23 protein-coding genes are annotated in these 25,603 nt (G+C 66.5%); 15 read left to right on the top strand and 8 right to left on the bottom strand.

From position 1 onward, the window contains the following. The first annotated feature begins 60 nt into the window (after positions 1 to 60). Positions 61 to 570, top strand: coding sequence for a MarR family winged helix-turn-helix transcriptional regulator (locus tag K7W42_RS01595; RefSeq protein WP_224571641.1), 510 nt, complete (start codon positions 61 to 63; stop codon positions 568 to 570). Next, complete coding sequence (locus tag K7W42_RS01590; RefSeq protein ID WP_224571640.1) at positions 567 to 2,678, top strand: MDR family MFS transporter; 2,112 nt, start codon at positions 567 to 569, stop codon at positions 2,676 to 2,678. Before K7W42_RS01595 ends, K7W42_RS01590 begins: the two co-directional genes overlap by 4 nt. A gap of 71 nt (positions 2,679 to 2,749) precedes the next feature. On the opposite strand, the gene K7W42_RS01585 is transcribed toward K7W42_RS01590, so the two are convergent. Next, positions 2,750 to 3,388: a hypothetical protein gene (locus K7W42_RS01585; protein ID WP_224571639.1), complete on the bottom strand. Its 639-nt coding sequence runs from the start codon at positions 3,386 to 3,388 to the stop codon at positions 2,750 to 2,752. A gap of 140 nt (positions 3,389 to 3,528) precedes the next feature. Here K7W42_RS01585 and K7W42_RS01580 point away from each other — a divergent pair, with 140 nt between their 5' ends. Both K7W42_RS01580 and malQ read left to right on the top strand, forming a co-directional pair. After that, positions 3,529 to 4,671, top strand: coding sequence for an N-acetylmuramoyl-L-alanine amidase family protein (locus K7W42_RS01580; protein WP_224571638.1), 1,143 nt, complete (start codon positions 3,529 to 3,531; stop codon positions 4,669 to 4,671). A gap of 398 nt (positions 4,672 to 5,069) precedes the next feature. Then, positions 5,070 to 6,581 carry a 4-alpha-glucanotransferase gene (malQ, locus tag K7W42_RS01575; protein ID WP_224571637.1) on the top strand — a complete coding sequence of 504 codons (1,512 nt, stop codon included), beginning with the start codon at positions 5,070 to 5,072 and terminating at the stop codon, positions 6,579 to 6,581. A gap of 225 nt (positions 6,582 to 6,806) precedes the next feature. Here the strand turns inward: malQ and K7W42_RS01570 are convergent, their stop codons facing one another. Then, the gene (locus tag K7W42_RS01570; protein ID WP_224571636.1) at positions 6,807 to 7,673 is read right to left on the bottom strand and encodes an SDR family oxidoreductase; all 867 of its coding nucleotides are present in this window, start codon (positions 7,671 to 7,673) and stop codon (positions 6,807 to 6,809) included. Positions 7,674 to 7,802: 129 nt separating this feature from the next. On the opposite strand from K7W42_RS01570, the gene K7W42_RS01565 reads away from it, so the two are divergent. Together K7W42_RS01565 and K7W42_RS01560 are read left to right on the top strand one after the other, a co-directional pair. After that, positions 7,803 to 8,528, top strand: coding sequence for a TetR/AcrR family transcriptional regulator (locus K7W42_RS01565; protein WP_224571635.1), 726 nt, complete (start codon positions 7,803 to 7,805; stop codon positions 8,526 to 8,528). Between the two features lie 75 nt (positions 8,529 to 8,603). Continuing rightward, on the top strand, positions 8,604 to 9,176 hold the full coding sequence (locus K7W42_RS01560) for a cob(I)yrinic acid a,c-diamide adenosyltransferase (protein ID WP_224571634.1): 573 nt from the start codon (positions 8,604 to 8,606) through the stop codon (positions 9,174 to 9,176). 320 nt (positions 9,177 to 9,496) lie between these two features. Here K7W42_RS01560 and K7W42_RS01555 read toward each other — a convergent pair whose 3' ends face one another. The 5 genes from K7W42_RS01555 to pdxR form a co-directional block, all read right to left on the bottom strand. Next, positions 9,497 to 10,369 carry an ion transporter gene (locus K7W42_RS01555; protein WP_224571633.1) on the bottom strand — a complete coding sequence of 291 codons (873 nt, stop codon included), beginning with the start codon at positions 10,367 to 10,369 and terminating at the stop codon, positions 9,497 to 9,499. 337 nt (positions 10,370 to 10,706) lie between these two features. Continuing rightward, on the bottom strand, positions 10,707 to 11,882 hold the full coding sequence (locus K7W42_RS01550; RefSeq protein WP_224571632.1) for a glutathionylspermidine synthase family protein: 1,176 nt from the start codon (positions 11,880 to 11,882) through the stop codon (positions 10,707 to 10,709). Continuing rightward, positions 11,879 to 12,217: a hypothetical protein gene (locus K7W42_RS01545; protein ID WP_224571631.1), complete on the bottom strand. Its 339-nt coding sequence runs from the start codon at positions 12,215 to 12,217 to the stop codon at positions 11,879 to 11,881. The genes K7W42_RS01550 and K7W42_RS01545 overlap by 4 nt, the downstream gene beginning before the upstream one ends. A gap of 82 nt (positions 12,218 to 12,299) precedes the next feature. Then, positions 12,300 to 12,671 carry a hypothetical protein gene (locus K7W42_RS01540; RefSeq protein ID WP_224571630.1) on the bottom strand — a complete coding sequence of 124 codons (372 nt, stop codon included), beginning with the start codon at positions 12,669 to 12,671 and terminating at the stop codon, positions 12,300 to 12,302. 8 nt (positions 12,672 to 12,679) lie between these two features. Continuing rightward, positions 12,680 to 14,209 (bottom strand): MocR-like pyridoxine biosynthesis transcription factor PdxR, encoded by a 1,530-nt coding sequence (gene pdxR, locus K7W42_RS01535; RefSeq protein ID WP_224571629.1) that lies wholly within the window; start codon positions 14,207 to 14,209, stop codon positions 12,680 to 12,682. 35 nt (positions 14,210 to 14,244) lie between these two features. On the opposite strand from pdxR, the gene K7W42_RS01530 reads away from it, so the two are divergent. The 7 genes from K7W42_RS01530 (at position 14,245) to ilvN (ending at position 22,269) form a co-directional block, all read left to right on the top strand. Then, positions 14,245 to 14,712, top strand: coding sequence for a GNAT family N-acetyltransferase (locus K7W42_RS01530; RefSeq protein WP_224571628.1), 468 nt, complete (start codon positions 14,245 to 14,247; stop codon positions 14,710 to 14,712). After that, entirely contained in the window at positions 14,709 to 15,344 is a 636-nt protein-coding gene (locus K7W42_RS01525; RefSeq protein ID WP_224571626.1) for a pyridoxamine 5'-phosphate oxidase family protein, read from the top strand. Before K7W42_RS01530 ends, K7W42_RS01525 begins: the two co-directional genes overlap by 4 nt. After that, positions 15,341 to 16,216 (top strand): DMT family transporter, encoded by an 876-nt coding sequence (locus K7W42_RS01520; protein ID WP_224571624.1) that lies wholly within the window; start codon positions 15,341 to 15,343, stop codon positions 16,214 to 16,216. Before K7W42_RS01525 ends, K7W42_RS01520 begins: the two co-directional genes overlap by 4 nt. A gap of 124 nt (positions 16,217 to 16,340) precedes the next feature. Further along, positions 16,341 to 17,588, top strand: coding sequence for an aspartate aminotransferase family protein (locus K7W42_RS01515; RefSeq protein ID WP_224571622.1), 1,248 nt, complete (start codon positions 16,341 to 16,343; stop codon positions 17,586 to 17,588). Between the two features lie 364 nt (positions 17,589 to 17,952). Next, entirely contained in the window at positions 17,953 to 19,647 is a 1,695-nt protein-coding gene (locus K7W42_RS01510) for a VanW family protein (RefSeq protein WP_224571620.1), read from the top strand. A 289-nt stretch (positions 19,648 to 19,936) separates the two neighbouring features. Next, positions 19,937 to 21,682 carry a biosynthetic-type acetolactate synthase large subunit gene (ilvB, locus tag K7W42_RS01505; RefSeq protein WP_224571618.1) on the top strand — a complete coding sequence of 582 codons (1,746 nt, stop codon included), beginning with the start codon at positions 19,937 to 19,939 and terminating at the stop codon, positions 21,680 to 21,682. Next, positions 21,679 to 22,269 carry an acetolactate synthase small subunit gene (gene ilvN / locus K7W42_RS01500; protein ID WP_198170402.1) on the top strand — a complete coding sequence of 197 codons (591 nt, stop codon included), beginning with the start codon at positions 21,679 to 21,681 and terminating at the stop codon, positions 22,267 to 22,269. The genes ilvB and ilvN overlap by 4 nt, the downstream gene beginning before the upstream one ends. A 12-nt stretch (positions 22,270 to 22,281) precedes the next feature. Here the strand turns inward: ilvN and K7W42_RS01495 are convergent, their stop codons facing one another. Further along, positions 22,282 to 22,536: a hypothetical protein gene (locus K7W42_RS01495; protein ID WP_224571616.1), complete on the bottom strand. Its 255-nt coding sequence runs from the start codon at positions 22,534 to 22,536 to the stop codon at positions 22,282 to 22,284. A 68-nt stretch (positions 22,537 to 22,604) separates the two neighbouring features. Between K7W42_RS01495 and ilvC the strand changes: the two genes are divergently transcribed. Then, a complete protein-coding gene (gene ilvC / locus K7W42_RS01490) occupies positions 22,605 to 23,615 on the top strand; it encodes a ketol-acid reductoisomerase (protein WP_224571614.1) in 1,011 nt (336 codons plus the stop codon). Between the two features lie 65 nt (positions 23,616 to 23,680). Beyond that, positions 23,681 to 25,399, top strand: a complete 1,719-nt coding sequence (locus K7W42_RS01485) for an SWIM zinc finger family protein (protein ID WP_224571612.1) — start codon at positions 23,681 to 23,683, stop codon at positions 25,397 to 25,399. Positions 25,400 to 25,603: the final 204 nt, after the last annotated feature.

The following is a 25,603-nucleotide window of genomic DNA, read 5'->3' as shown; positions in this document are numbered from 1 at the left end:
CCTCAAACCCTATGATGTGTTGTACCGTCTTACCCATGAGACTGTTGCAAGCTTGGAAGTATGACTCCACCTGAACGCCCCCCCCTGCCGCCGCCCAGCCCGGAACACGTTGAAGCGGCGCAGCGCCTGGGGCTGACCATGAAGCGGCTACACCGCCACATCAGCAGCCGGGTAATGCGCGGCATGCAAGACGAATTGCAGGGCCACGACCTCAGCTTTTCGCAGGTCACGGCGCTGCACCAGCTGCGTGCCTACGCGCCCCTGACCGTGACCCAGCTCAGTGAGCGCACCCGCCTGAGCCTGCCGGCCGCCAGCCACCTGGTCGAGCGCCTGGTCAAACGCGGCCTGGCCGCCCGCCAGGAAAACCCAGAAAACCGCCGCGAAAAGCTGGTGGACCTCACCGACGCCGGGCGCAGCGTGGTGAACCGCATGGACACCGAATTTGTCGGCGCCTACATCACCACGTTTACCGGCCTCAATCTTCAGACCATTCTGGCCGCCGAGCAGCACCTGCAAGCGCTGCTGGATGAGCTCGAACCTCTTTCCCCCCATTGCCAGGAGCAAGCATGACCACCCCCGCCACCCCCGAGCCAGCCGGGCGCATTGATTACGCCAAGACGCTGGACCTGTCCACCAAGCGCCTGATTCTGTTTGGCGTGCTGCTGGGCCTGTTTCTCAGCGCGCTGGACCAGACCATCGTGTCCACCGCCATGCCGCGCATCACCCAGGAGCTCAATGGCCTGAGCCTGTATTCCTGGGTCACCACCGCCTACCTGCTGACCAACACGGCGCTGGTGCCCATTTACGGCAAACTCTCGGACCTGTATGGCCGCAAGCCGATTCTGATGATCGGCATCGTGATCTTCCTGCTGGGTTCGGCGCTGTGTGGTTTGAGCGGCGAGCCGTTCCTGGGCAACCTGTTTGGCGGCGGCATGATGCAGCTGGTGGTGTTCCGTGGCCTGCAAGGCGTGGGGGCCGCCGCGCTGGGGTCCGTGGCCTTTGCCATCATTGCTGACCTGTTTGAACCCGTGGACCGCCCCCGTTACCAGGGCCTGTTCGGCGCCGTCTTTGGCCTGAGCAGCGTGATTGGCCCGCTGCTGGGCGGCTTCCTGACCGACCAGGTGTCGTGGCGCTGGGTCTTTTACGTCAACCTCCCGATTGGTCTGATCGCCCTGGCGTTCATTGCCAGCAAGATGCCCCGGCTCGCCAGCGGGCTTCAGGCGAAGGTGGACTGGCTGGGCGCCTTCCTGATTCTGGTGTTCGCCGTGCCGCTGCTGCTGGCCCTGACCTGGGGCGCCGACGGCAACTATGCCTGGACCAGTCCCATGATTCTGGGCCTCTTCGGCCTGAGCGCCGCAGCGCTGGTGACCTTCCTGATCGTGGAAAGCCGCCACGAAAGCCCCATCCTGCCCCTCACGCTGTTCAAGAACCCCACCTTCGCCTGGGGCGCCATTGCCCGCTTCATGATCGGGGCCGGGTTTCTGGGCGCCATTCTGTTTCTCAGCCTGTATCTGGTGCAGGTGCAGGGCGTGTCGGCCACCGCCGCCGGCACGGCCACCATTCCGCTGACGGTGGGCCTGATTATCGGCGCTATCGGCTCGGGCCAGATTGCCAGCCGCATGGGCCGCTACAAGCCGCTGATGCTGATTGGTCTCATGACTGCTGGCCTGGGCTTTTTCGCCCTCTCCACCCTGAACGCGGACTCCAGCTACAACAGCGTGATTATCCGCATGGTGCTGCTGGGCCTGGGCCTGGGGCCCGCGCTGCCGCTGTACACCACCGCCCTCCAGCTGTCGGTCAAGCCCTGGGAAATTGGCGTGGCCACCAGCGCCGGGCAGTTTTTTCAGCAGATGGGCAGCACCATCGGCACCGCTATCTTTGGCGCCATTCTGACCGCTGGTGTCAGCAGCAACCTGGCTACTCAGTTTGCCGCGCAGGCCGCCAGCAATCAGGGCACGGTGGCGACCACCTTGCAGACCATCAGCGATGAGATTCGCTCGGGCAACGGTCCAGAAGGCAACCGCAACCAGACGCCCGAAACCCCCGAGCAGATTCAGGCCCGCTTCGTTACGCTGCGCAAAAACCTGACGGCCGCTATTCAGACCGGCGACCCGGCTGCGGTGAACGTCCTCAAGCAGGACAAGTTTATTGCCGGACTGCCCGCCGCCGCGCGCCAGCAGTTCACCTCCATTCCCGAAGGCGGTGTGGCGGCCAGCGTGAAAGCCGGCTTTGCCCAGACCCAGGCGGCCATTGAGGCGGCTGTGAACAGCGGCGACGCGGCCCAGGTGCGTGCTGTGGCGAGCAACCCGCAGCTGCCCCAGGCCCTGCGCGACAACCTGAACGGCATTCCCGCTCAGGCCCTGGCCAGCCCCCAGGCCCGCGAGCAGCTGCTGAGCGGCATCCGGCAGGGCCTGGCCCAGGGGCAGGAGACAGCCGCCGAGCAGGCCACCAGCCAGGCCCTGAGCGCCGCCCTGACCGGCGTGAACGACGGAGAGAAAATCAGCCTCGCCAGCGGCCGCGCCGCCAAGGTGGCCTTTGCCAACACCATTTCCAGCATCTACCGCTACTCGATTGTGGTGGCCCTGCTGGCGTTCCTGGCCACGCTGATGATGCCCAATCTGGAAATCCCGCGCCGCGCCAAGGGCGAAAAGGCCGCGCCCGCCCACGTCGAAATCTAAGCCCTTCTTGCCTCAAGGCATTCACGAAGATCCCCCTCTATGTGGAGGGGGTTTTTGATGGGCACCTGGCCTTATTTCAGATACGGCGTAAAGCGGGCCAGGCTGTCGGCGTCGGGCTGCTCGGTGGCGCGCACCACACGGTTTCCACCGAAGACCAGCAGCAGGCGGCCTCCAGCGGGCGCGTCGACTTTCAGGGTGCCCTGATTGACCCGGTAAGGCCCAGTCAGCACCGCCTGCATGGTACTGGGGTCAAAGACCAGCGCTGCGCCACTCAGCGCCGGGGTCTGGGCTTTCACGCCTCCAGACGCTGTGACGAAGCCTGTCTTCACGTTCAGGGTCAGGGTCGGGGCACTCAGCCCGCGCAGCCGCGCGTCGCTGTAGGTCACGCCGCCGGAAGCCGTGACCGTACCAGCTTTTAGGTCGTAGGTCAGCTGCGGGGCTTTCAGGGTGCCGCCCTGCTTGGTGGTCACTGTGGCCCTCTGCGCGTTCAGGGTCTGACCGGGCAGCAGGTTCAGGCGTTCGGCCGTCAGGTTCAGGCCGCTGCGGGCATCGGTGGCGGCGCCGCCCTGAGGCAGGTCCGTGGCCCCTGTCTCCAGGTTCAGGCGCTGCTCGCCGCGTGGGGTGATGGTCAGGCCGCCAAAGGTCAGGGCCTGGGCACCGCCCAGCGTCAGGGCCAGAGCTGCCAGCAAGAGGGGTCGGGGAAAGGACATCCGCTTACCCTATCCAGACTCTGTCCGGGTGGCGTGAGGGCCCGCGTCAGGTGCCGTTCAGGTGTGCGCCGGGCGGGGGCCACTTCTGTCCTCATGCGGTTCCAGCCATCCCCGTCCTGCGGGACGCTACACTCCGCGCCGTGATCCCTGCTGTTTTCTCGCTGGCGCGGCGTGCGGCGCTGCTGGCGCTGCTCCTTGTGTGTTCCAGTGCCCTGGCGGCGCCCCGTGTGGGCCAGCACGACGGGTATACCCGCCTGGTGTTTGACCTGCCGCGCACGGCCGCCAGTCAGGTGAAGGTGGCGGCCCAGAGCGTGACCGTCAAACTCGACGTGACCCTGAAAGCCGAGCAGGGGCCGCTGAGCGCGCCGGGGGTGACCGCCTACGCGGTGGCGGGCGGCACCGTGACCGTCACCCTGGCCAAAGGCCACGCCCAGGCCAAAGTCAGCGTCCTGCCCCCAGCGGGCGGGCAGGCGGCGCGTCTGGTCATTGACGTGCCGACCAGTGTGGCGGCGGCGCGCGTACCGGCCACGCCGGCCTCGGCGCAGCCGGCTGTGGCCCCAGCTGCGGTCACCCGCCCAGTCAGCACCGCCACCCCGGCCCTGCGCCCGCGCGTGGTGCTGGACGCCGGGCACGGCGGCAACGACCCCGGTGCCGTCAGCCGCTGGGTCACCGAAGAGGCCGTGACGCTGGACGTGGCCCTGCGCACCCGCGCCGAGCTGCTCAAACACGGGGTTGATGTAGTGATGTCGCGCACGGCCGACCAGCACCTGAGTGCCAACAAACGTGCTGACCTGGAAGCCCGCTCGCGGCTGGCCAACACCGGGCAGGTCAGCGCCTTTGTCAGTATTCACATCAATTCGGCCGGTCCAAGCGCCCAGGGTATCGAGACCTATTACTTCGGGCAGTCGCTGGCGGGCAGCAACCGCAGCCTGGCGGTGCAGGAAAACGGGGGTGGCAGCGTGGGTGAAGAACTGACCCGTCAGGCGTCCAATCTGGCCCAGAACCTGCTGGGTGACATTCTGGCGCAGGCCAAGGTGGCGTTTAGCCGGCAGCTGGCCCAGCGGGTGCAGTCGCGCCTCATCGCCGCCACCGGGGCCGTGAACCGTGGCGTCAAGACCGACACCTTCTATGTCATCCGCAACCCCACGACGCCCGCCATTCTGGTGGAACTGGGGTTTGCCAGTAGCCCCAGCGAAGGCCCCCGCCTGGCCCAGCCGGCCTACCGCGAACGCATGGCCCAGGCGCTTGCGCGAGCAATTCTCGATTTTCTGAACACCAAATAGGGGATTGAGGGGTGCAGTATTCCAGGCGAGGGCTCCACCTGGAAGTGTGGTCGTCGGGCCAGAGGGTCGGCGCTGCTCGCAGAGCTATCGGGAGGGTCAGGCCCAACAGGGCGCCGGACACTTTGCCGGTCTACTGCACTCGCTTTATCGCCGCGCCCGCTGTGTGCCCAGCCTCTGCTGAGCCTCTTTCAGAACGGACGTGGCTGCTCGTCTCTGCCCCTCAGAAGACAGCCTGACTCTCTCGCCTCTGCTTACTTCTGAACTCAGCCCAATCAGGAGAAAATCTTAGGCAACCGACCAGGCGCCGGCGGCGTCGCGTTACTATCGGGGGCATGTACTGGAATCACTTCCAGCCTGTCCTGTAACGCTCATTCCCCTGCATCCCGGAGGTCCCTTCTATGACAATTTCACGCTCCAGTGGTGTTTTGCTGCATCCCACCAGCCTGCCTGGCCCCTACGGCATCGGTGAACTCGGGCAGCAGGCGCGCACCTTTATCGACTGGCTGGCGGCGGCGGGTCAGCGGTACTGGCAGGTCATGCCGCTGGGCCCCACCGGCTACGGCGACAGCCCCTACCAGGCGTTTTCGGCGTTTGCAGGCAACCCCTACCTGATTGACCTGACCGCCCTGCGCGAACACGGTCTGCTGGATGACAAGGACTTCAACGCGGTGCCGCCTTTCAGCGCCAGCAAGGTGGACTTCGGCCTGCAATACGTGTGGCGCAACCAGATGCTGGAGCGCGCCTACGCCCGCTACGCCTTCGGGGACGCCCAGCACCTGAAGCCCGACTTCGAGGCGTTTAAGACCTCCGAGGCCGAGTGGCTGGACGACTACGCGCTGTTCATGGCTCTGAAAGACGCCCACGGCGGGCTGCCCTGGAATGCCTGGGAAGCTGGCTCGCGCGACCGTGACCCGGAAGTGCTGGCCCAAGCGGCAGAACGCCTGAACAACATCACCGAGCGCGTCAAATTCGTGCAGTTCCTGTTTTTCCGGCAGTGGACGGTGCTGCGCCGCTACGCCGCCGAGAAGGGCATTCAGATCATCGGGGACATTCCCATTTTTGTGGCGATGGATTCCAGCGACGCCTGGGCCGCCCGCGACCAGTTCTATTTTGACGAGCAGGGCCAGCCGACCGTGGTGGCCGGGGTGCCGCCGGACTACTTCAGCGAAACGGGGCAGCTGTGGGGCAACCCGCTTTACAACTGGGAAGCCATGGCCGAAGACGGCTTTGCGTGGTGGATCAAGCGCTTTCAAGGCAGCCTGAAGCTGTACGACGTGATTCGCATTGACCACTTCCGGGGCTTTGCGGCCTACTGGGAGATTCCGTTCCCGGCTGAAACGGCCATGCACGGCCGCTGGGTGCCGGCGCCGGGCCACGCAATGTTTGAGGCGGTGCTGGGCGCGCTGGGTGAGTTGCCCATCATTGCCGAGGACCTGGGCGTAGTGACCCCCGACGTGGAAAAACTGCGCGACGATTTTCAGTTTCCTGGGATGGCGGTGCTGCAATTTGCCTTCGGAGGCGGGGAGTTCAGCGTGAATGACTTTCTGCCTCATAACCTGCGGGAAAATCAGGTGGTCTACACCGGCACGCACGACAACGACACCACGCGCGGCTGGTGGCGCGCCGCCGAGGAACTCGAACGGCACAATTTCCGCGTCTACACCAGCAGTGACCCCACTGAGGAGGTGTTTGCCCCCATGCTGACGCGTATCGCCTTCGAAAGCCGCGCCAAGCTGGCGGTGGTGCCGCTGCAGGACCTGTTCAACCAGGGCACTGAGGCACGCATGAACCTGCCAGGTACGACGGGCGACCACAACTGGACCTGGCGTTATAACGCTGCTGACCTGCTTCCTGACCTGGCCACCACCTTGCGGACGCTGACAGAAGAAACGGGGCGGTTGAGCCGCTAAGAGCACCGACTAACCACTGCGCTTGGCCACATGGCCAATAAATAGAGAAAGAGTGTTTGGGTGCCCTCAAGCCAAGAGGGCACCCAAATGCACGCTGAGAGTCACAAGAAGTGTGAGGTCATTGATCAGGGGTCATCTGTGAAGCGCCGCTGGTTAAACCGGCGGCGCTTTTAGCAGATGAGATTCAGAGTCCGCTTCCGCAGGCCGATCTGTTCAAAGAGTGGGTCACTGGCTCAGGTGGTCTTGCAGGAATGTGCGGATGTCTGTAGTAGGTCGCTCCAACAGCTGCTCAAGTGCCGGGTTGGCCCCCGCAAATTCCCCGGCGCGGCCCGCCTGATACATCCCCAGGATGAGGGGCGCGGCGGCGGCTGACAGGCCACGCGCCTCTAGACGCCTGCCGAGTTCTTCATCAGGAAAGACCGTGTGCTGGACGGGGCGGCCCAGCACGTCTGAGGCGATGCTGGCCAGCTCGGTGAAGTCCACCGCCTGCGCGGCAGTCAGAGGCGGCGTCGGTCCTTCATACTGCCCTGGCTGTGCCAGGATTGCCGCTGCGCCGCCAGCCAGATCGTGGTGCGTGGTCCAGGCGACCGGGCCGTCCTGGGGGGTGTCGAGCAGCCCGGTCTCCAGTGCGTTGCCCATGAACATCGGGAGACTTTCGGTGTAGAACCCGTTGCGCAGGGCGGTCCACGCTAGCCCAGAGTGCTGCAGCATCTCTTCAGTGGCGGCGTGGTCGCGCGCGGGTGGAAAGGCCGAGGCGGCGCCGGCGGCCATCTGGCTGGTGTACACGATGCGGGTGACCCCGGCGGCGCGGGCCGCCTCAATGGCGTTGCGGTGCTGAACAAGGGGATTGCCGCCGTAGGTGCGTGCGTTGGACGACACGAGAAGCACCTGCTCTGCACCCTCAAAAGCGCGGGCCAGCGTGTCCGGCTGGGCGAAGTCGCCCGGTCGCACCCGGACCCCCAGCGCCGCCAGATCGCCAGCCTTCTCCGGGTTGCGGACGCTCACGCCGATCTGATTAGGGGAAACCCTGGTGAGAAGTTGCTCAACGATAAGGCGGCCCAGCTGGCCGGTGGCACCTGTCACAACAATCATGGAGTCTCTCCTTAACGGCACTTTCGCTCCTGATATCACCAGAGAGCCCTGAGCTGTTAACAGAGATAACACTATTCTGTTTGCTCTGATTGGTCAAGTGGATGACAATTCCGTGTTACCGTGGCTAACATGGAGCCCAAGATGACGGCGGTGCGGGAGCGCATCATCAGCGCCACCGCCACGCTCCTGGCGCAGGGTGGCCGGGAAGCCGCTTCGACACGCGCCGTGGCCGCCGCCGCCGGTATTCAGGCGCCAACCCTGTACCGTCAATTTGGTGATCTTCAGGGCCTCTTGGATGAGGTGGCGCGCACCACCTTTGCGGCGTACGTCCATGCAAAAAGCACCCAGCCTGAGACCGACGATCCCGTCGCCGAGCTGCGGCGCGGCTGGGACACGCACATCGCCTTTGGGCTGGCCCATCCCGCCGTGTACGCCCTGATCTACGAGAATCCGGCGGTTGGGACGCGGTCCCCGGCTGCCGAAGCGGGCCACGCGGTGCTGACGCAGTTGGTGACGCGCGTGGCCCAGGCGGGCCGGTTGCAAGTGGGCATTCCCCGCGCTGTTCAGATGATTGCGGCGGCGGGTGAAGGGGTCACGCTGACCCTGATCAGGAGCGCGCCAGAGCGGCGGGATTCTCGGCTGTCCTCCAGCATGCGCGAAGCGGTCCTGGCAGCGGTTCTGACCCCAGAGCAGGCGGCGACCAGACCACGCCTGACTGCGCAGGATCGAACGACCGCACATGCGATTGCCCTGCGCGCTGGACTGACAGACCAGCAGACAGCTCTGTCTGGTGCAGAGCGTCAGCTGCTGGCGGAATGGCTCGATCGCCTGATCGCGGCGGCCCCAGCAGGCTGACCAGGGCAGAGGGGTGTGTGATGATCCGCAGCTGGCCGCTCTCTGTTCAGGCTCCATCTGCATTACCCTGCCGCTATGAAGCTCTACACCAAAACAGGGGACGGTGGCACCACCGGGCTCTACGGCGCCGACCGGGTCAGCAAGGCGCACGCGCGCGTGGAAGCCTACGGCACCGTGGACGAACTGAACGCCGTGATTGGCCTGGCCCGCGCCCACAACACCCGTAGCCACAAGCCCGACGCCGCGCTGGACGCCGACCTGGAATACCTGCAAAACGCCCTGTTCGATGTGGGCGCTGATCTGGCCACGCGCGCCGGCACTTCCTATGAGGCCCGGCTGACCCGCATGGACGCGCAGGACGTGGCCTTTCTGGAGACCATGATTGACCGCTATCAGGAGGCGGCTCCGCCCTTCACGGGCTTCATCCATCCGGGCGGCACGCCCGTTGCGGCCTCACTGCATGTGGCCCGAACGGTGGCCCGCCGCGCCGAGCGCGAGATCATTCGCCTGCTGGCCGAGGAAGAGGCCAACGAGCAGGTCCAGATTTACCTGAACCGCCTGTCGGACCTGCTGTTTGTGATGGCGCGCGCTGCCAATCAGGCCGCTGGCCTGGAGGAACACGCCTGGCTGGTCAAGGGCCGCCGGTAAGGGACATAAGGGGGGCGTGGTGAGGGCCTGGATAGCTCACCGCGCCCTGGCCAGTTTCTTTTATTCTACAGCCGCTCGGCCTCAATCGCTGAGAACGACGATTGAGGCCGAGCGGACTTTCGCAGTGGCGCCGCCGCAGTCAGCGAGCTCCAGAGCGGGAGAGTACCTGAAGAGACAGTGGCAGAAGGAGTTTTGAGGGACCAATGGCGGCCCGTTCCATGAAGGGGCGCCGTTGTCAGATCGCTCGGCAGGAGAGGAAGGTGGCATTTCGGCGCTCTCCCGACTGGCGGGCGCCATAGCTGGAGTCCGTGGTCACCCCATCAATGGGACGCCGGCTGTCCTTCCAGCTGTTCCCCGCAATGAGGGCAGAAGCGGTAGGGCGGCGCGGCCGGCGCTTGTGACTGCTCCTGCTGGCGCAGGCGGCTCAGCTCGTCGGCAAAACCGCTGGCGATCATGCCGGCCGGCAGCGCCACCATGCCCACCCCAAACAGCATGATCAGGCCGGCGGCCGCCTTGCCCAGTGTGGTGGCCGGGTACACGTCGCCGTAGCCGGTGGTGGTCAGGGTCACCACCGCCCACCACAGCGCCTGCGGAATGCTCTCGAAGCCCTTGGTGCCTACATTGGCTTCCACCTGATACAGCAGGCTGGCAGCGATAAACACCAGCACCAGCACAATCAGCACAGTGGTCAGCAGCTCGCCGGCCCGCTGGGCCACCACCCGCCCAATCAGCTGCAAAGAATCCGAATAGCGGCCCAGCTTGAGCAGGGACAGAAGTTTCAAGAGCCGCAGGCCGCGCAGACTCGCCAGGGCCGTGCTGCCCGGTACCAGCAAGGACATCAGCACCAGCAGGTCAATCACTGGCAGCGGCGAGCGGGCGTAGCGCCAGTAGTCGGCGGGGGCCGAGCCGTAGCCAGGGCGCAGGGGGGTGACATACAGCCGCGCCAGGTACTCCAGGCCAAAAATAACCGCGCACAGGTAGTCAAACGCCCGGATAGCCCCGCCGTACTCCCGCTGCACGCTGGGGACCGTGCCCGCAATCGTCATGGCCACCACCAACACAATCAGCACCACCAGGAGCCCATTGAACAGCCGCTCGGCGATGCCCGCCCCATCATTGGGGTCCAGAAAATCGCTGAGGTGATACATCAGGGGCGGATAGACCCGCTGGTCAGGGGTGCCGGACTGGTTCATACGCCATGGTAATAAGGCGCGCCGCTGGGCGTGAAGACGAGGCAGCCGAGCTCCACGCCCACTGCGATCTGCCGCCGCATTGGGCAGCTCAAATCACACCCCTCAATTCCACATAGGCCGCTGTCTGTGACAGTCATTCGCTTCCCTACGAGTTATCTTCAACCGCAGGAACTATCATACGGACTCCGATTGAATCGAGCAGAATGCCGGGTGGAATCCGAGCGGACTTGGAAAGCTACGTAGCAGCGCGAGCAAGAACAGATGTGGATTCCACGATATGGAAGCGCAGACGATGCCTTTCCGGCTGTGCTGCAATGAAGCGGAATCCGTATCACTCTTAGGCCAGGCGGTCCTGTTCAGGCAGCACCACATGCGGGGCGAAGGTAGCGCGGTTGTCGGTCACGCGGCCCCGGCCCTCGCGGATGCCCAGGCCGCAGACCTCGGCGCCCGCCACCCAGACGCCCAGCACCGGATAACGGGGAGTGCCCTGGGCTTCAAAGGTGGGCAGTTCGGTGTAGGCCTGTTCGACCACCGCCAGGTCGCCGTAAGCGCCGGGCGTGCTGGCCTGACCGGGCAGCTGCACATTTTGCCCCTCGCGCGAGAACAGCGGTTTTTTCACCACGTTCTCGCCCAGGGCGCCTGGCCGCAGCGTGGCGGGCAGCAGGCCGGGGTGACCGGGAAACAGGTCGTGCAGCAGCGCCAGCAGACCCTTGCTGCCGGTCACCGTTTTCCAGAGCGGTTCCAGAAAACGGGTGCCAGTGCTGGCCAGAAAGGCCGCGTCACGCGATTCCCAGGCATATTCGTAGGGCCACAGCCACATCAGTTGCCGAATCGGGAGGCTCCAGGTGTCCAGCAGATACCCCTCCTGGGGGCTGGTGCCCAGTTCGTCGGCAAATAGGAACGAGCCCCGTACGCCCGCCGCCTCGGCCAGTTCGCGCAGGTAGGTCACGGTGGCGATGTCCTCATCCACCCGCGCCGAACTGAAGGTGACTTCGTTCAGGCCGCGCGCCGCTTTCAGGTGCGCCCACTGCTCGCCTAGCCCTTCGTGGATGGTGTTCCACTGGGTCGCGTGGGCAGGCAATTCGCCCCGGCGCTGGCGGTCTTCCAGCCACTGCCACTGGCTGACGGCCGCTTCCAGCAGGCTGGTGGGGGTCTGGGCGTTGACCTCCAGCAGTTTCACCCTCTGGCCGTCGTAGGCCACGTCCAGGCGCATGTAGACAGTGGGGTCGTCGCGCTCCCACGACTCGCGCACGGCGCTGTGCAGAAAAGCGGGGATACCCAGTTCGGTCAGGCGGCCCGCCTCAATGGCGTGGCCGGTGGCCTCCAGCACCCGGTCGGTCAGGTCCTGCGTGGCAGTTTTGAGCCGCTCGATGTCCTGGGGCGTGAAGACATAGAAGCCGTCCTCGCTCCAGTAGGGCACCGGATGTTCGGGGGTGGCGGCGTACCAGGTAAAGCCGACCTCTCTTAGCCGGGCTTCCCAGTCGGGGCGGGGCGGGAGGGTCAGGCGCCTCATCCGCCGTACCCACCGCTGCTGCTGCTGGCGCGCGCGCTGCTCGTCAGGCCGCCGCGCGACACGCTGGACGCCGTATTCACCGGACCAGAGCGGCTGGCCGCGCGGGCGGCCACCGCGCCCGCCACGGCCGCCGCCGTCTTGCTGGCCTTGCGGCCCTTGACCTTCACACTGTCGCCGTCGCAGTCTACTTCGCCGTCCTGCTCCAGTTCGCAGCCCTCGGGAACGATGACCTGCTGGGCAGGCTGGGTGTACGTCTGTGCAGGGGCGTCCACACACGAGGCGAGCAGGCTAGGCAGCACGGTGGACATCAGGGTCAGGGAGAAACGCTTGTTCATGGTGGGTCTCCGGGATGGAATGAAGGAACGTGAGTTGAAGGGGCCAGCGTTCAGGCCGCTGGCCAGAGGGAAGAAAGCGGCTTTAGCTGCCCAAACTGCCCGCGCGGCTGGAACTGGTGAACCCGCCCCGACTGACCGGCGCCTTGAAGCTGCCGTAGGTGCCCTTCTTGCTGTCGTAGGTCAGGCCGGACCCCGACAGCGCGCCGCTGCTGGTATAGCCGATGTAGCGGGTGGTGCCGCCCACAATGCGCGCGTAGGGCCCGTAAATGCCGCCGCTGGTCTTCTGGCATGGGTTAGGCAGGCCCCGGCTGGTCATGGCGCGGTTCACCGCCAGGCATTCGGCGTACGAGTTGTAGCGCACGCGGCTGTAGCGGTCGAGGTCCAGGTCGTCGCCGCAGGCGGCCAACACCGCCGGCAGCGCGGCCAGAAGGGGCAGGGTAAAGCGCTTGCTCATGTCCCTGACTACGCCGTGTCCCTGTCAAAAGTTGCACTCGCCACCATCTGGCGAATCTGGGCGGCAACGGCGCGGCCCCCGCTGGCCGCCTGGGCGGCTGTCAGGCCGCCGTAGCCCAGCAGCAGGGCGTTGGCCGGCGGTCCGGCGAAGGTGTAGGTGTCCAGCGTGGTGACCTGAATATGCTGCCGGGCCAGCTGCCGCGCCGCTTCGGGGGCCGAGATGGATGGGGCCAGGTGCAGGCACAGGTGCAGCCCCGCCTGAATGCCGCCCAGGGTGGCGTACGGGGCCAGGCCGGCCAGTTCTCCAGTCAGTGCCGCGCGCACCTGCGCGTGCCAGCGCCGGGCGCGGCGAATGTGGCGGTCCAGATGCCCGCCCGACAGCAGCCAGGTCAGCGCCGCCTGAACCGGCAGCGGATGGCCGAAGTCCAGCAGGGTGCGGGCGCGCACCAGGGCCGGGCGCAGGGCGGGCGGCGCGACCAGAAAGCCGGTTCGCACCGCCGGGGTCAGCACCTTGCTGAGGGTGCTCAGATACAGCACGCGTCCCGGCGTGCCGGTGTGCGCAGCCAGGCTGGCCAGGGTGGGCAGCGGCGGGGCGTCGTAGCGGAACTCGCCGTCAAAGTCGTCTTCCACAATCAGGGCGTCACAGCGCTCGGCCCACTCCAGCAGGGCCAGGCGCCGGGGCAGGCACATGCGCCCGCCCAGCGGAAACTGGTGGCTGGGCGTCACGTACGCCAGCCGCGCTGGGGGCGTGTCCGGCCCCACCACCAGGCCGTCCTCGTCCACGGGCACCGGCACCGGAATGTGCCCAGCGTCCAGCAGCACCTGCCGCGCGGCGCGGTAGCCGGGGTTCTCCATCAGCACTGCCGAGCCGGGGGGCAGCAGGGCGCGCACAATCAGGTTCAGGGCGTGGAGGGTGCCGGCCGTAATCAGCAGGTCGCCTTCCTGGGCAGCCAGCCCGCGCTGCCGCCCCATAAACGCGGCCAGGGCGGCGCGCAGGCTCTCTTCACCAGCGGGGTCGCCGTAGTCGCCCGGCACCGGGGCGCGGGCCGCTTCGGCCCAGGCCTGCCGCCACGCCCGGATGTCCAGCGTGTGCGTGCCGGAGACCCCCAGCCGGAAATCGGTGCCCACGCCGCGCGCCGGGCCGTCCACCGGTAGGGCGCCGGGCGCGGGCAGCCAGGCAGGCCCGGTCCAGGCCGCCACGGGGGCCGGCGTGGACGGCGCTGGTGTGGCCAGGCGCACCCGCGTGCCCCGGCCCACCTCGGCCTGCAGGGTGCCGTCGGCCAGCAGTTCGGCGTAGGCCGCCTCCACGACGCCGCGCGTGACCCCCAGGCTCCGGGCCAGCGTGCGGGTACCGGGCACCGCCGCGCCGGGCGGCAACGTGCCCGCCAGTACAGCTCCGCGCACCTGCCGCGCCAGCTGGGCGTGCAGGGCCTCGGCGCCGCCGCGCGCCAGCGTCACGGCAAACGGCAACTCATCGGCCCGCAGAGCCAGTGGCTCCCCAGAAACCGCAGAAAGTGGAACTGCCAGGGGGGCCACCATGCCCGTTAGTGTACCCCCATGAGCGGTGAAGCCCTGTGACCCCCCGAACCCTGCGCGCCATTCCCCCCGCCCAGGCCGATCTGGCCCTGGCCGCCCTGCGTGACCTGCGCCCGCACGCACCGCAGACGGCCAGTCCGGACGCCCTGCGCGCCTTTCTGGCGCAGACCGAGGCTGAGGGCTACCGGCTGGTGGGCGCCTTCACGCCGGGCCAGCCTGAGGCGGTGGCCGTGGCCGGCTACCGGGTGATGAACCTGCTGTACGCCGGCACGGTGCTGTACGTGGACGACCTGAGCACCCGGCCCGCCGCGCGGGGGCAGGGCCACGCCGCCGCCTTGCTGGCCTGGCTGGAAGAGGAAGCCGGGCGCCTGGAGTGCGCCGCACTGCATCTGGATTCTGGCGTAGGCGAGGACCGCTTCACCGCCCACCGGCAATACCTGAAAGCGGGCCTGAACATCACCGCCCACCACTTCAGCAAGAGGCTCGGCCATGGAGAGCAGAGATGACTGGTGCCCAGCGGTCCGGCGTCAACATCTACGACCCGGCCCAGCGCGACCCCAGCCTCAGCCGCCGGCCGCAGAACCGCCGGGATGACGCCTGGATAGAGGCGCTGCTGACGCGCGCCCCGCTGGGCCGGGTGGCCACGGTGTACCAGGACGAAACCGGGCAGGTCTGGCCCTTTGTCACGCCGCTGGCTTTCGCCTACCGCCCAGAGTCGCTTGACCTCGTGTACCACACCAACGTCGTGGGTCGGCTGCGGGCCAACACGGCGCAGGGTCACCCGGCCACCTTTGAGGTTTCGGAGATCGGAGCGCTGCTGCCCAGCACCTCGCCGCTGGAACTGAGCGTTCAGTACCGCTCGGTCATCGTGTTTGGCCAGGCGCGCGTGCTGACCGACCCCGAAGAAGCCCGCGCCGCCCTGACGACCCTCAGCGAACGGGTCTTTCCGGGGCTGCGGATAGGGCAGCACACCCGGCCCATTCTGGACAGCGACCTGGCGCGCACGGCGGTGTACGCCCTGAGCATTGAGCGCTGGAGTGGCAAGGAAAACTGGGCTGACCAGGCCCTTCAGGAAGAGGGCTGGCCCCCGCTGCCGCCCGAACTGGCGCGGCCCCGTCCCGTAGAGGCCGCCCGATGACCCGCGCCGACGCCCTGCAAATGGGCCTCCTGTCTGCCTTCTGGGGGATTTCCTTTCTGCTGATCCGCCTGAGTGTCGAGGTCTTTCCACCGGCCTGGGTGGCGCTGGGGCGCTCGGTGTTCGGGGCGCTGGTGCTGCTGGCGGCGCTGCTGATGGGGCGTCACGTCCTGCCGCCGCTGCGCCTCTGGAAGCCGCTGCTTCTGGTGGCGCTGCTGAACAACGTCATTCCCTGGTCGTTCTTTGCCTGGGGCGAACAGACCACCAGTTCCAACATCGCCGCCATCCTGAACGCCACCACGCCGCTGTTCAGCCTCCTGATTGGCCTGGGCCTGCGCGACGCCCAGCTGTCTGGGCGCGTGGCGGCGGGCGTGCTGCTGGGCCTCGGCGGGGTGGCGCTGACGGTGGGCGGCGGCGTCAGCGGCGGGCACGCCACCCTGTTCGGGGTGGCGCTGCTGCTGGCAGCCAGCCTGGGCTACGCCTGCGCCACGGCAGTGGCCAAGCGCACCCTGTCGGGCCTGAACCCGGTGGGCCTGGCCCTGTCCCAGCTGGGGCTCTCGGCGCTGATGCTGACGCCAGTGGCGCTGAGTGGACCGCAGCCCGGCACGATCACCCTGACCGCGCTGGGCGCCCTGCTCGTGCTGGGCGTGGTGGGCAGCGGCCTGGCCTACTTGCTGTATTACGGCCTGCTCTCGCGGCTCTCGGCCACGCAGCTGACAGCCGTGACCTACCTGCTGCCAGTCTGGGGTCTGTTCTGGGGGGCGCTGGCGGGCGAGCCAGTGGGCCTGACCTCGCTGCTGGGGGTGTTGGTGGTGCTCGGCGGGCTGCTGCTGATTAACCGCCCGGCGCGCACGCCTAAGGCCGCTGCCGCGTAGCGCGGCGGCTGGACACGGCGGCGCCTGGCCCCGGTTCTTCCCTCTACACTGAAGGCGCTGGCTGGCCCCGGTTGGGGCTGCCCCCGCCTTTCTCTCCCCATTCACCTACACAGGAGACCCACACATGACCACCACGCAGAGCAAATGGCTGGACGCCGAACTGAAGTACGACAGCGGCGTGTACAACAAGCACCACGTCGTGATGACCAAGGGCCTGGGCGCCACCGTCTGGGACGAGTCGGGCCGCTCATATATCGACTGCGTGGCCGGCTACGGCGTGGCGAACATCGGCCACAGCCACCCAGATGTGGTGCGGGCAGTCAAGGAGCAGGTGGACCGCCTGGTCGTCATGCCCCAGACCCTGCCCAACGACAAGCGCGCCGAATTTCTTCAGGAACTCGTGGGCGTGCTGCCGCAGGGCCTGGAGCGCGTCTTTCTGTGTAACTCCGGCACTGAGGCGATGGAGGCGGCCAAGAAGTTCGCCATTACCGCCACCGGCCGCCAGCGCTTTGTCAGCATGAAGCGCGGCTTTTCTGGCCGCAGCCTGGGCGCCCTGGCCTTCACCTGGGAGCCCAAATACCGCGAGCCGTTTGGCGACGCCGTGGACAACAAGAACGTGGATTTCGTGACCTACGGCAACGTGGAGGAACTGCGCGCGGCGATCACCAACCAGACGGCCGCCGTCATCATGGAACCTGTGCAGGGCGAGGGCGGCGTGCGCCCGGCCAGCGCCGAATTTATGCAGGAGGCCCGCCGCCTGACCAGGGAAAAGGGCGCCCTGCTGATTCTCGACGAGATTCAGACCGGCTTTTGCCGCACCGGCAAGATGTTTGCCACCGAGCATTACGGCGTGACCCCCGACGCCATGACGCTGGCCAAGGCCATGGCAGGCGGCCTGCCAATTGGCGCTTTTGCCATGACCGCCGAGGTCGCTGACCGCATGCCTGCTGGCGGGCACGGCACCACCTTTGGGGGCAATCCCCTGAGCATGGCCGCTGGCGTGGCCGCCATCCGCGCCATGAAGCGCGAAGGCATGGCCGAGCAGGCCCGTGAAAAGGGCGCCTACTTCATGGAGAAGCTGCGCGCCATCCCGTCTTCCAAAATCCGCGAGGTGCGCGGCCTGGGCCTGATGATCGGCGTGGAGCTGAAAGAAAAGAGTGCGCCGTACATCCACGCCCTGGAACACGAGGAAGGGGTGCTGACCCTGCAGGCGACGCCATTGGTCGTGCGCTTCTTGCCGCCCGTGACCATCAGCAAGGAGCAGATTGACACGGTGGTCGCCGCTTTCGAGCGCGTGCTGGCGACTGTGGACCCCCGCGCCGAGCGCCGAGCTGAACTGGCTCAGGGCGCTGAAGACAAGCAGACCGAGTAAGCAGGCGTGTCGGGAAGGGGGCGGTCAGGCGGCTGCCCTCTTCTGCTGTGCTACTGCACCTGTCCCATGCGGCTGCCGTCCATTTCCAGAACATCTGGGAAGACACCGGATGTTCTCCCGGCATAAAGCCAATTCTTGAAAATCCATTTCTTTGCCTTCTCGGCTGCAGCGCTTTTCCAATCTGCGCGGCGGCTTTACACGTCTTTCCAGTCAGTTCAACTCCAAACCATGTTCCGAATTTGGCTCGCTTGTGTCTTGCGGTACAGGACCCAACCTGATGCACGCCTTCATGAAGCTGGACAGTTCGGCCGAACGTGCGGTTTCTGCAATCGCGCACTCGTGAACTTCCTTACACTGGGAAGCGATGAAGCGCTGGGTGGCAGGACTGACGGCAGCGACGCTCCTGGGAGGAGCGCTCGCGGTGGGTGTGGCGGCGCAGCCGGGGGTCACGCTGGCCCCTGGCCTGAGCATTGCAGGGCTTGAGGTGGGCGGGCTCACGACTGAAGCGGCGCGCACGGCGCTGGCAACGCAGGCGGCCGCGCCACAGGTGCAGGTGCGGGCTGGCACGAACGTTTGGACTGTCGGCGCCGATCGGCTGGGCTGGCGCGCCGACCTGGAGGGCAGCCTCCGGCAGGCGCAGGAGGCCACGGCGGCGCGCAGCCTGCTGCAAAAGGTGCAGGCGCTGGTGGGGCAGGCCCCCAAGCAGAATATTCCCCTGGCCGTGAAGGTGGACGCGGCTCAGGCCGCCCGGACCCTGGGCACCCTGACTGCTGGCCTCAACACGCAGCCGAAAAACGCCGCCGTGTTTTTCGACAAGGCCACCAAGAAATATGCGGTCAGGCCCGATACCCCCGGCCGACAGGCCGACGTCAAGGCGGCGGCGGCCACCTACGCCGCCAATCCGGCCCTCACCGCTCTGGCGGTGCCGGTCAAGGAGTGGGAGGCCACCTATACCGCCGCTGCCCTACAGGCCCATATCGAGCGGGGCAACGCCCTGAACCGCCCCTTTACCGTCACGCTGGACGGCACCGACCGCGCTGCCGCCCTAACCGCCCTGCAGGTTGCCAACCTGTACTGGGTGCGTGAAAGTGGCATCGTTCCCGACGAAGAGACCCTCAAGCGCGCTTTTGGCACGCTGACGGCCGCCATTGACCGCCCGGCCCAGAATGCCCGCTACGTGCTGCAGGGCGGCAAACTGGTCAAAGCCAAGGAAAAGGCGGGCCGGGTGACCAACCGCGCCGCTGCTTACGCGCTGTTCCGCAAGCAGGTGCTGGACCCAGCGGTCAAAACAGCAGTCTTTCCCAGTAAGGTCGAGCAGCCGACCCTGACCCTGGCCGACCTGCCGGCCGCCGATCAGCTGGAACTGATTGCCGTGGGCAAAAGCACCTACTATGGCAGCAGTGTCGCCCGGCGCACGAACGTCGCCAACGCCGCCGCCAAGATCAACGGCGCCGTGGTTCCAGCCGGCGAGGTTTTCAGCTTCCTGAACGCGCTGGGCGGCATTACCCCGCAAAACGGCTTTGTGGGCGGCCTGATTATTAGCGGTGGGCGTACGGTGGACGGGCTGGGTGGGGGCGTGTGTCAGGTCAGCACCACCGTTTTCCGCGCCCTGTACCAGGCAGGCCTGCCGGTCATTGAACGCAACCAGCATTCCTACCGCGTGGGCTACTACGAGCCGCAGGTGGGGTTTGAGGCCGCTGTCTACGACCCTGGCCTGGACCTGAAACTGAAAAATGACACGGCGGCGCCCATTCTGGTCAAGACGATCAACAACAACGCCACCAGCACCCTGGAAGTGCAGGTGTGGGGCGTCAAGCCGGCCCGCACCGTGAATGTCAGCGCGGCGACCATCACCTCGCGCATCGGGCACCCGGCGCCGCGCTACGTCGTGAATGCCAATCTGCGGCCTGGAACGGTGCGGCAGGTCGACTGGGCGGCCGACGGCTACAGCCTCTATATCACCCGCACCATCAAGCAGGGCGGCGCCATTCGCACCGATCAGGTCAAGACGGTCTACAAGCCCTGGCAGGCGGTGTACGAGACGGGGCCCAGAAGCTAAGCGCGGACAAAGGAGAGAGCGGCGGGGGAGACCTCGCCGCTCTTTGTTGATGCCCGTCTGCCTCACGAACGCCCGTTTGTTCCTCACGCCGGAACGCCAGGCGGTCTAGACGCGCCCGCTTGACCCCCGCCCAGCGCCCCCTATGGTGGAAGCCATGAGCGCGAAGATCGTGGTGGTAATTCTTAGCATCGGGGGCATCCGAGGCTAGGCGTCACCGCCCCTTCGCACCCCCCGCCCCACCAGGCGGGGGGTTTTCAGGTTCAGGTTTGCGGCAGCAGAGGAGATCACTATGGGCACAGCGCACAGCACCTCACCCACACCCGACCGGGGCCACATGAACGGCGCCAAGGCCCTCTGGGCCACCCTGGCCAACCACGGCATCTCGACTGTTTTTGGCTACCCTGGCGGCGCGATTATGCCGGTGTACGACGCGCTGACCTTTTACCCGGAGGTCCGGCACGTCCTGACCCGCCATGAGCAGGGCGCGGCCCACGCCGCCGAGGGCTGGGCCAAGGCCACCGGCGAACTTGGCGTGTGCATGGCCACCAGCGGGCCCGGCGCCACCAACCTGGTGACTGGGCTGGCCGACGCCATGCTGGACAGCGTGCCGCTGCTGGCGATTACCGGCAACGTGGCTTCACACCTAATGGGCACCGACGCTTTTCAGGAGGCGGATATCACCGGCATCACGCTGCCCATCACCAAGCACAACTACGTGGTGCGCGATGTGGCCGAGCTGCCGCGCATTGTGGCCGAGGCCATCCGCATTGCGCGCAGCGGCCGGCCCGGACCCGTGCTGGTGGACATTCCCAAGGACATTCAGCTGGCGGCGTTCGACGGAGAGATCCCGTCGCCTCATGCCCGCCCGGAGCACCCGGCCCCCAGTTCAGAATCCCTAGAGCGGGCCCTGGACCTGCTCAAGACAGCGAAAAAGCCCGTCATCATGGCCGGCGGCGGCAGTCTGGACGCGGCGGCCGAAGTGACGGCACTGGCCCGCGCCTGGGACATCCCAGTCATCACCACCCTGATGGGCCTGGGCGTGTTTCCGTCCAGCGATCCGCTGTGGCTGGGCATGCCGGGCATGCACGGCAGTGTCGCCGCCAACCGCGCCATCAGCGAGGCCGATGTGCTGCTGGGCATCGGTCTGCGCTTTGATGACCGCGTGACCGGGCGTGTCAACGGGTTTGCGCCCAACGCCGCGATTATTCATGTGGAACTGGACGCCGCCGAAATCGGGAAGATCATCCGCACCCACATTCCGGTGCGCGGGGACGCGCGGGTGGTGGCCCGGCACCTGGCCGAGGCAGCCGACCCGCAGGGCCATCCCGACTGGCACGCGCAGGTCGCGGAGTGGAAAGCCCGCACCGAGACCCCAACGCACTGGGGCGCCGGCGCAGCCGTCAAGGCCGTGGTGGACCGCCTGCGGCCCGACGACATCCTGAGCAGCGATGTGGGGCAGCACCAGATGCTGGCCGCGCAGCTGGCCCGCTTCGAGCGGCCCCGGCGCTGGATCAACTCGGGGGGCCTGGGGACGATGGGCTTTGGCCTGCCCGCCGCGATTGGGGCCGGGATGGCCGAGCCTGGCGTGCGCTCGGTGGTCATTGCGGGCGACGGCGGCTTTCAGATGACGGCCCAGGAACTCGCCACGCTGAAGATGTACGACATCCGCAACGTCAAAATCTGCATTATCAACAACTCGTATCTGGGCATGGTTCGCCAGTGGCAGGAGCTGTTTCACGAGAAACGGTATTCCGAGGTCTGGCTGGGCGACAGCAACCCCGATTTTGTCAAGCTGGCCGACGCTTACGATGTACCCGGCTACCGTGCCCGCAATACCGAGGAGCTGCCTGGCGCCATTGACGCCTGGCTGAATGACCCGAAAAGCGCCCTGTTGGAAATCGTGGTGCCGCACGAACACGGCGTCTTCCCGATGGTGCCGACCGGCGCCGCCCTGTTCGAGATGATCGAGACCGAGCCGCCCCGGCCCGCACTCCAGACTGCCTCTGAACACGCCAAGGAGACGAGCGAAGCATGACCCCCGACCACCTGCTGTCTCTACTCGTGCGCGACGAACCGCGCGTGCTGACCCGCATCACGGCGCTGTTTGGCCGCCGAGGCTACAACATCAAGAGTCTGTCGGTGGGCGCCACCGAGCATCCCGGCGTCTCGCGCATGACCATTGTGGTCAGTGGCGACCGGGGCGTGGTGGAACAGGCCATGCGCCAGCTCGAGAAGCTACACGATGTGGTCAAGATTATTGATCACGGCCTTGAAAAGTACGTGGACCGTGAGCTGGTGCTGGTCAAGGTGGCCATCACGCCCGAGAGCCGTGTGGAGGTGCGTCAAATTGCCGAGGATTTCCGTAGCCGCATTGTGGATGTGGGGCGCCACGCCCTGACCTTTGAAGTGACGGGGGACGAAGGCAAAATCACGGCCTTTATCGAGCAGATGCGGCCCTTTGGCATTCTGGAAACCATGCGCACTGGCCGCATCGCCCTGACACGCGGCAGCAACGCCGACATTCCCACGCACGTTTACGCTGGCGAAACCCAGGCGCTGCAACCGGCCCTGCAAGTCGAGCCCCGTGAAGAGCGGGCCCGCGAAGTGCCGAATGTCTTTTGAGGGAAGGCCCGCTCAGGTTGGGTCGGGGGAAAACCCAGCGGCGGTGCCCACTGCTCTCAGCGCAGTGTCCAGCGCCAATGCCAATTCCGGGGTGGTCTCAAAGGTGTAGATATCCACGCAGCACCCGCAGCCCTCGTTGTTGAGGGCCTCCAGGTCCAGCCCCGCCGCCTCTGCCCACGCTTTGAATGCGTGACTCTGCTCGGGCTGGTTGGTGTCCAGAATGATCTCCACCCGAACGGGGAGGGCGCCGCTCCTGTCCATGCTCACACCGTCAGTCTGACCTTTCGCCTAGTCCACAATCCCACCCAATTCACGTTTTGTAGGAGAATCCCCCAATGGCTGCAACGATGTACTACGACCGCGACGTGTCCACCGCCCCTATCGAAGACAAGCTGATTGCCATCATCGGCTACGGGTCCCAGGCGCACGCCCACGCCCAGAACCTGCGCGACAGCGGCTTTAACGTAGTGGTGGGCCTGCGGGAAGGCTCGGCCAGCCGGGCCAAGGCCGAGCAGGCAGGCCTGCGCGTGGCCAGTATTGAAGACGCCACAGCAGAAGCCGATGTGGTCATGCTGCTGATTCCTGACGAGCAGCAGCCGGGCGTCTACGACCAGAGCATCGCCCCTCACCTGACTGACGGCAAGGCGCTGGCCTTTGGCCACGGCTTTAACGTTCACTTTGGGCGCATCACGCCGCCTGCTGGGGTGGACGTGTTTCTGGTGGCGCCCAAGGGGCCTGGCCATATGCTGCGCCGGGTCTACGCTGACGGCGCTGGGATGCCCGGCATTTTCGCCGTGGCCCAGGACGCCACAGGGCAGGCGCGCGAGATCGCCCTGGCCTACGCGCGCGGCATCGGCTGTACCCGTGCGGGCGTACTGGAAACCACTTTTAAGGAAGAAACCGAAACCGACCTGTTCGGCGAGCAGAGCGTGCTGTGCGGCGGCGTGACCCACCTGATTCAGGCGGGCTTTGAAACGCTGGTGGAAGCGGGTTACCAGCCCGAAATTGCTTACTTCGAGACCCTGCACGAGGTCAAGCTGATCGTGGACCTCATTTACGAGAAGGGCTTTGAAGGCATGCGCCACTCCATCTCCAACACCGCCGAATTTGGCGATTACGTGACCGGGCCGCGCATCATCACCGCCGAGACCAAGGCCGAGATGGGCCGGGTGCTGGGTGACATTCAGGCGGGTAAGTTTGCCGAGCGCTTCATCGCCGACGCCGAAAGCGGCTTTCCTTACATGGAAGAGCAGCGCGGCAAGATGCGCGACCACACGCTGGAAGTCGTGGGCAAGGAACTGCGGGAGAAGATGCCCTTCATCAACAAGAAGGCGCTGGAAGTCTAACCCCTTCTTTGCTGGTGGCCCCTGCCGGTCGTGGCGGGGGTCATTTTCTGTTTATGCTGCGGGCCGTGACGGTCTTCTTGTCAAAGCAGGCGGCTCTGGACCATGTTGGCGCGCAGGAATGGCGCAAGGGCCAGGCTTACGTCGAGCGGCTCACGGGCCTGAGCGCCCAGGCCGATGGCCCTCTGACGCTGCTGCGCGCCGCCGCCCAGGGTCAGGAGCGGTATATGGTCTGGGTCACTGTGGCAGGCCAGCAGGTGCAGGAGGCGCGCTGCACCTGTTACGTCGGGGCCAGTGGTCACTGCAAGCATGTGGCGGCGCTGCTGGCGCGGGCGGTGGATGATCCGAATAGCTTTTTGCTGCTCCCCCCGCTTGACGAGGCCCTCGGGGCCATGACCGCTGAGGGGCTGAGGGAGCTGGTCCGTCAGATGCTGCGCCGCGAGCCAGACCTCATGCGGCTGCTGCTGGCGCAGCCGACCGGGCAGAGCGGGTCAGGCCTGGCGGAGCGTTTTCGTGCCGCTTTCGCCCTGCTGGAGTACGACCCAGAGCAGGACTGGGAAGGCGAGGGGCCAGACACCAGTGACCTCTGGCCGCTGGCCGACGAATTGACTGCCTTAAGCCAAGCCTCCGGTACAGATGCTCAGGAGCTGCTGAACGCGGCGAACGCGCTCATAGACGGCGCGGCCGAGAAACAGGACGAGGAGTACGGTGTGGAACTGGGTGACCTGGCTGCGCCGGCCCGCGCCGCCCTGCTGCGCTTACTGGCCCGCCCGCTGGAGGAGTCTCTGCGCGCCGCTGCTCTGGAAGCCCTTCAGGACTCGGTGGCCGAATTTGGTTGGAGTGAGGCGCCGGAACAGGTGGAGCTCTTCGCAGCACTGCCGGACGAAGACCGCGCTCTGACCACGGGCTTTCTGCACGGCTTGATGGAAGCGTCCAGTCTCTACCGGCAGCGTGACCTGGCCGCTGCTCTATCCGCCCTGAGTGACCCGGGCAGCCTCAGCCCCGACGAAGACATTAGCCTGGCCCGTGCGGCAGGTGATCCAGGCCGCCTCGCCGAGGTCTTGCTGCGCCACGGCCGCCGTGAGGAAGCGGTGGAGGCGCTGACGGCGGGCCCCCGCCCTGCAGCGCCGCAGGAGGTTGAGGCCGCCTTCAGCGCGCACGACCTCCTGCCCGAACTGGAACGCTACGCCCAGCAGCATCTGCGTGTATACGGTGCGCGGGCCTGGCTGTACGGGCGTTATCACGGCACTGGCCGCCTGAGTGAAGCGCACGCGCTGGCGCTTGATGGGGCCCTACACGGTGCTGGTCACCATCCCCACTTCACTACCCAGTTGCTGCCGCACGACCTGGACTGGCTGGCCACCCTAAAGGCGGTCAGCCCAGCCTGGCCGGCCGACCGAGAGACGCTGATCACGCACTGGGCAAAGCACCCCGCCACCCTGCGCCGCCTCGTTGTCTTCCTGCTGGATGAACGTTTGCCCGAAAGGGCGCTCAAAGAAGTGCAGGGCCGTACACAGGACGTGGTGAAGGTCTTAGGCCCTGAGCTGGCGCTTCGGCTGGCCCTAGAGCTGAGTGCTGAGCAGGCCACCCCTCTCATTCTTCAGGCAGTGACGGCCCATATCGCTGGGCGGGCCCGCCCACATTACCGGGCGGCGGCCGAGGCGCTTCAGGCTGCTGCGCCCCTGATCGGCCGGGAAGAAGCCTGCTCCGCTGCCCGGCTGTTTGTGCAGGAATATCCCAAGCTGCGGGCGCTGAAAGAAGAGATGCAGCGGGCGGGCCTCCTCTGAGCCAGAGGCCGACTGAATTCAGCAGGGCGAGAAGAGACGGCTGCAGTCTGGAGGCGCGGATATTGCCTGGCCGTACCGTCATGCACCGGAGTCCATTGGGGACGTTCCCCCTTTGCCACTACGAAATGTAGACAACCTGCCCCGGCCTCGGTGCCTGCCCCTTACGCTGGGGCCATGTTCACATTCGGCCTTCTTCTTGGCGTT

The sequence above is a fragment of the Deinococcus betulae genome, assembly GCF_020166395.1.
GTDB lineage: Bacteria > Deinococcota > Deinococci > Deinococcales > Deinococcaceae > Deinococcus > Deinococcus betulae.
This window is presented reverse-complemented; position numbering and strand designations above follow the sequence as displayed.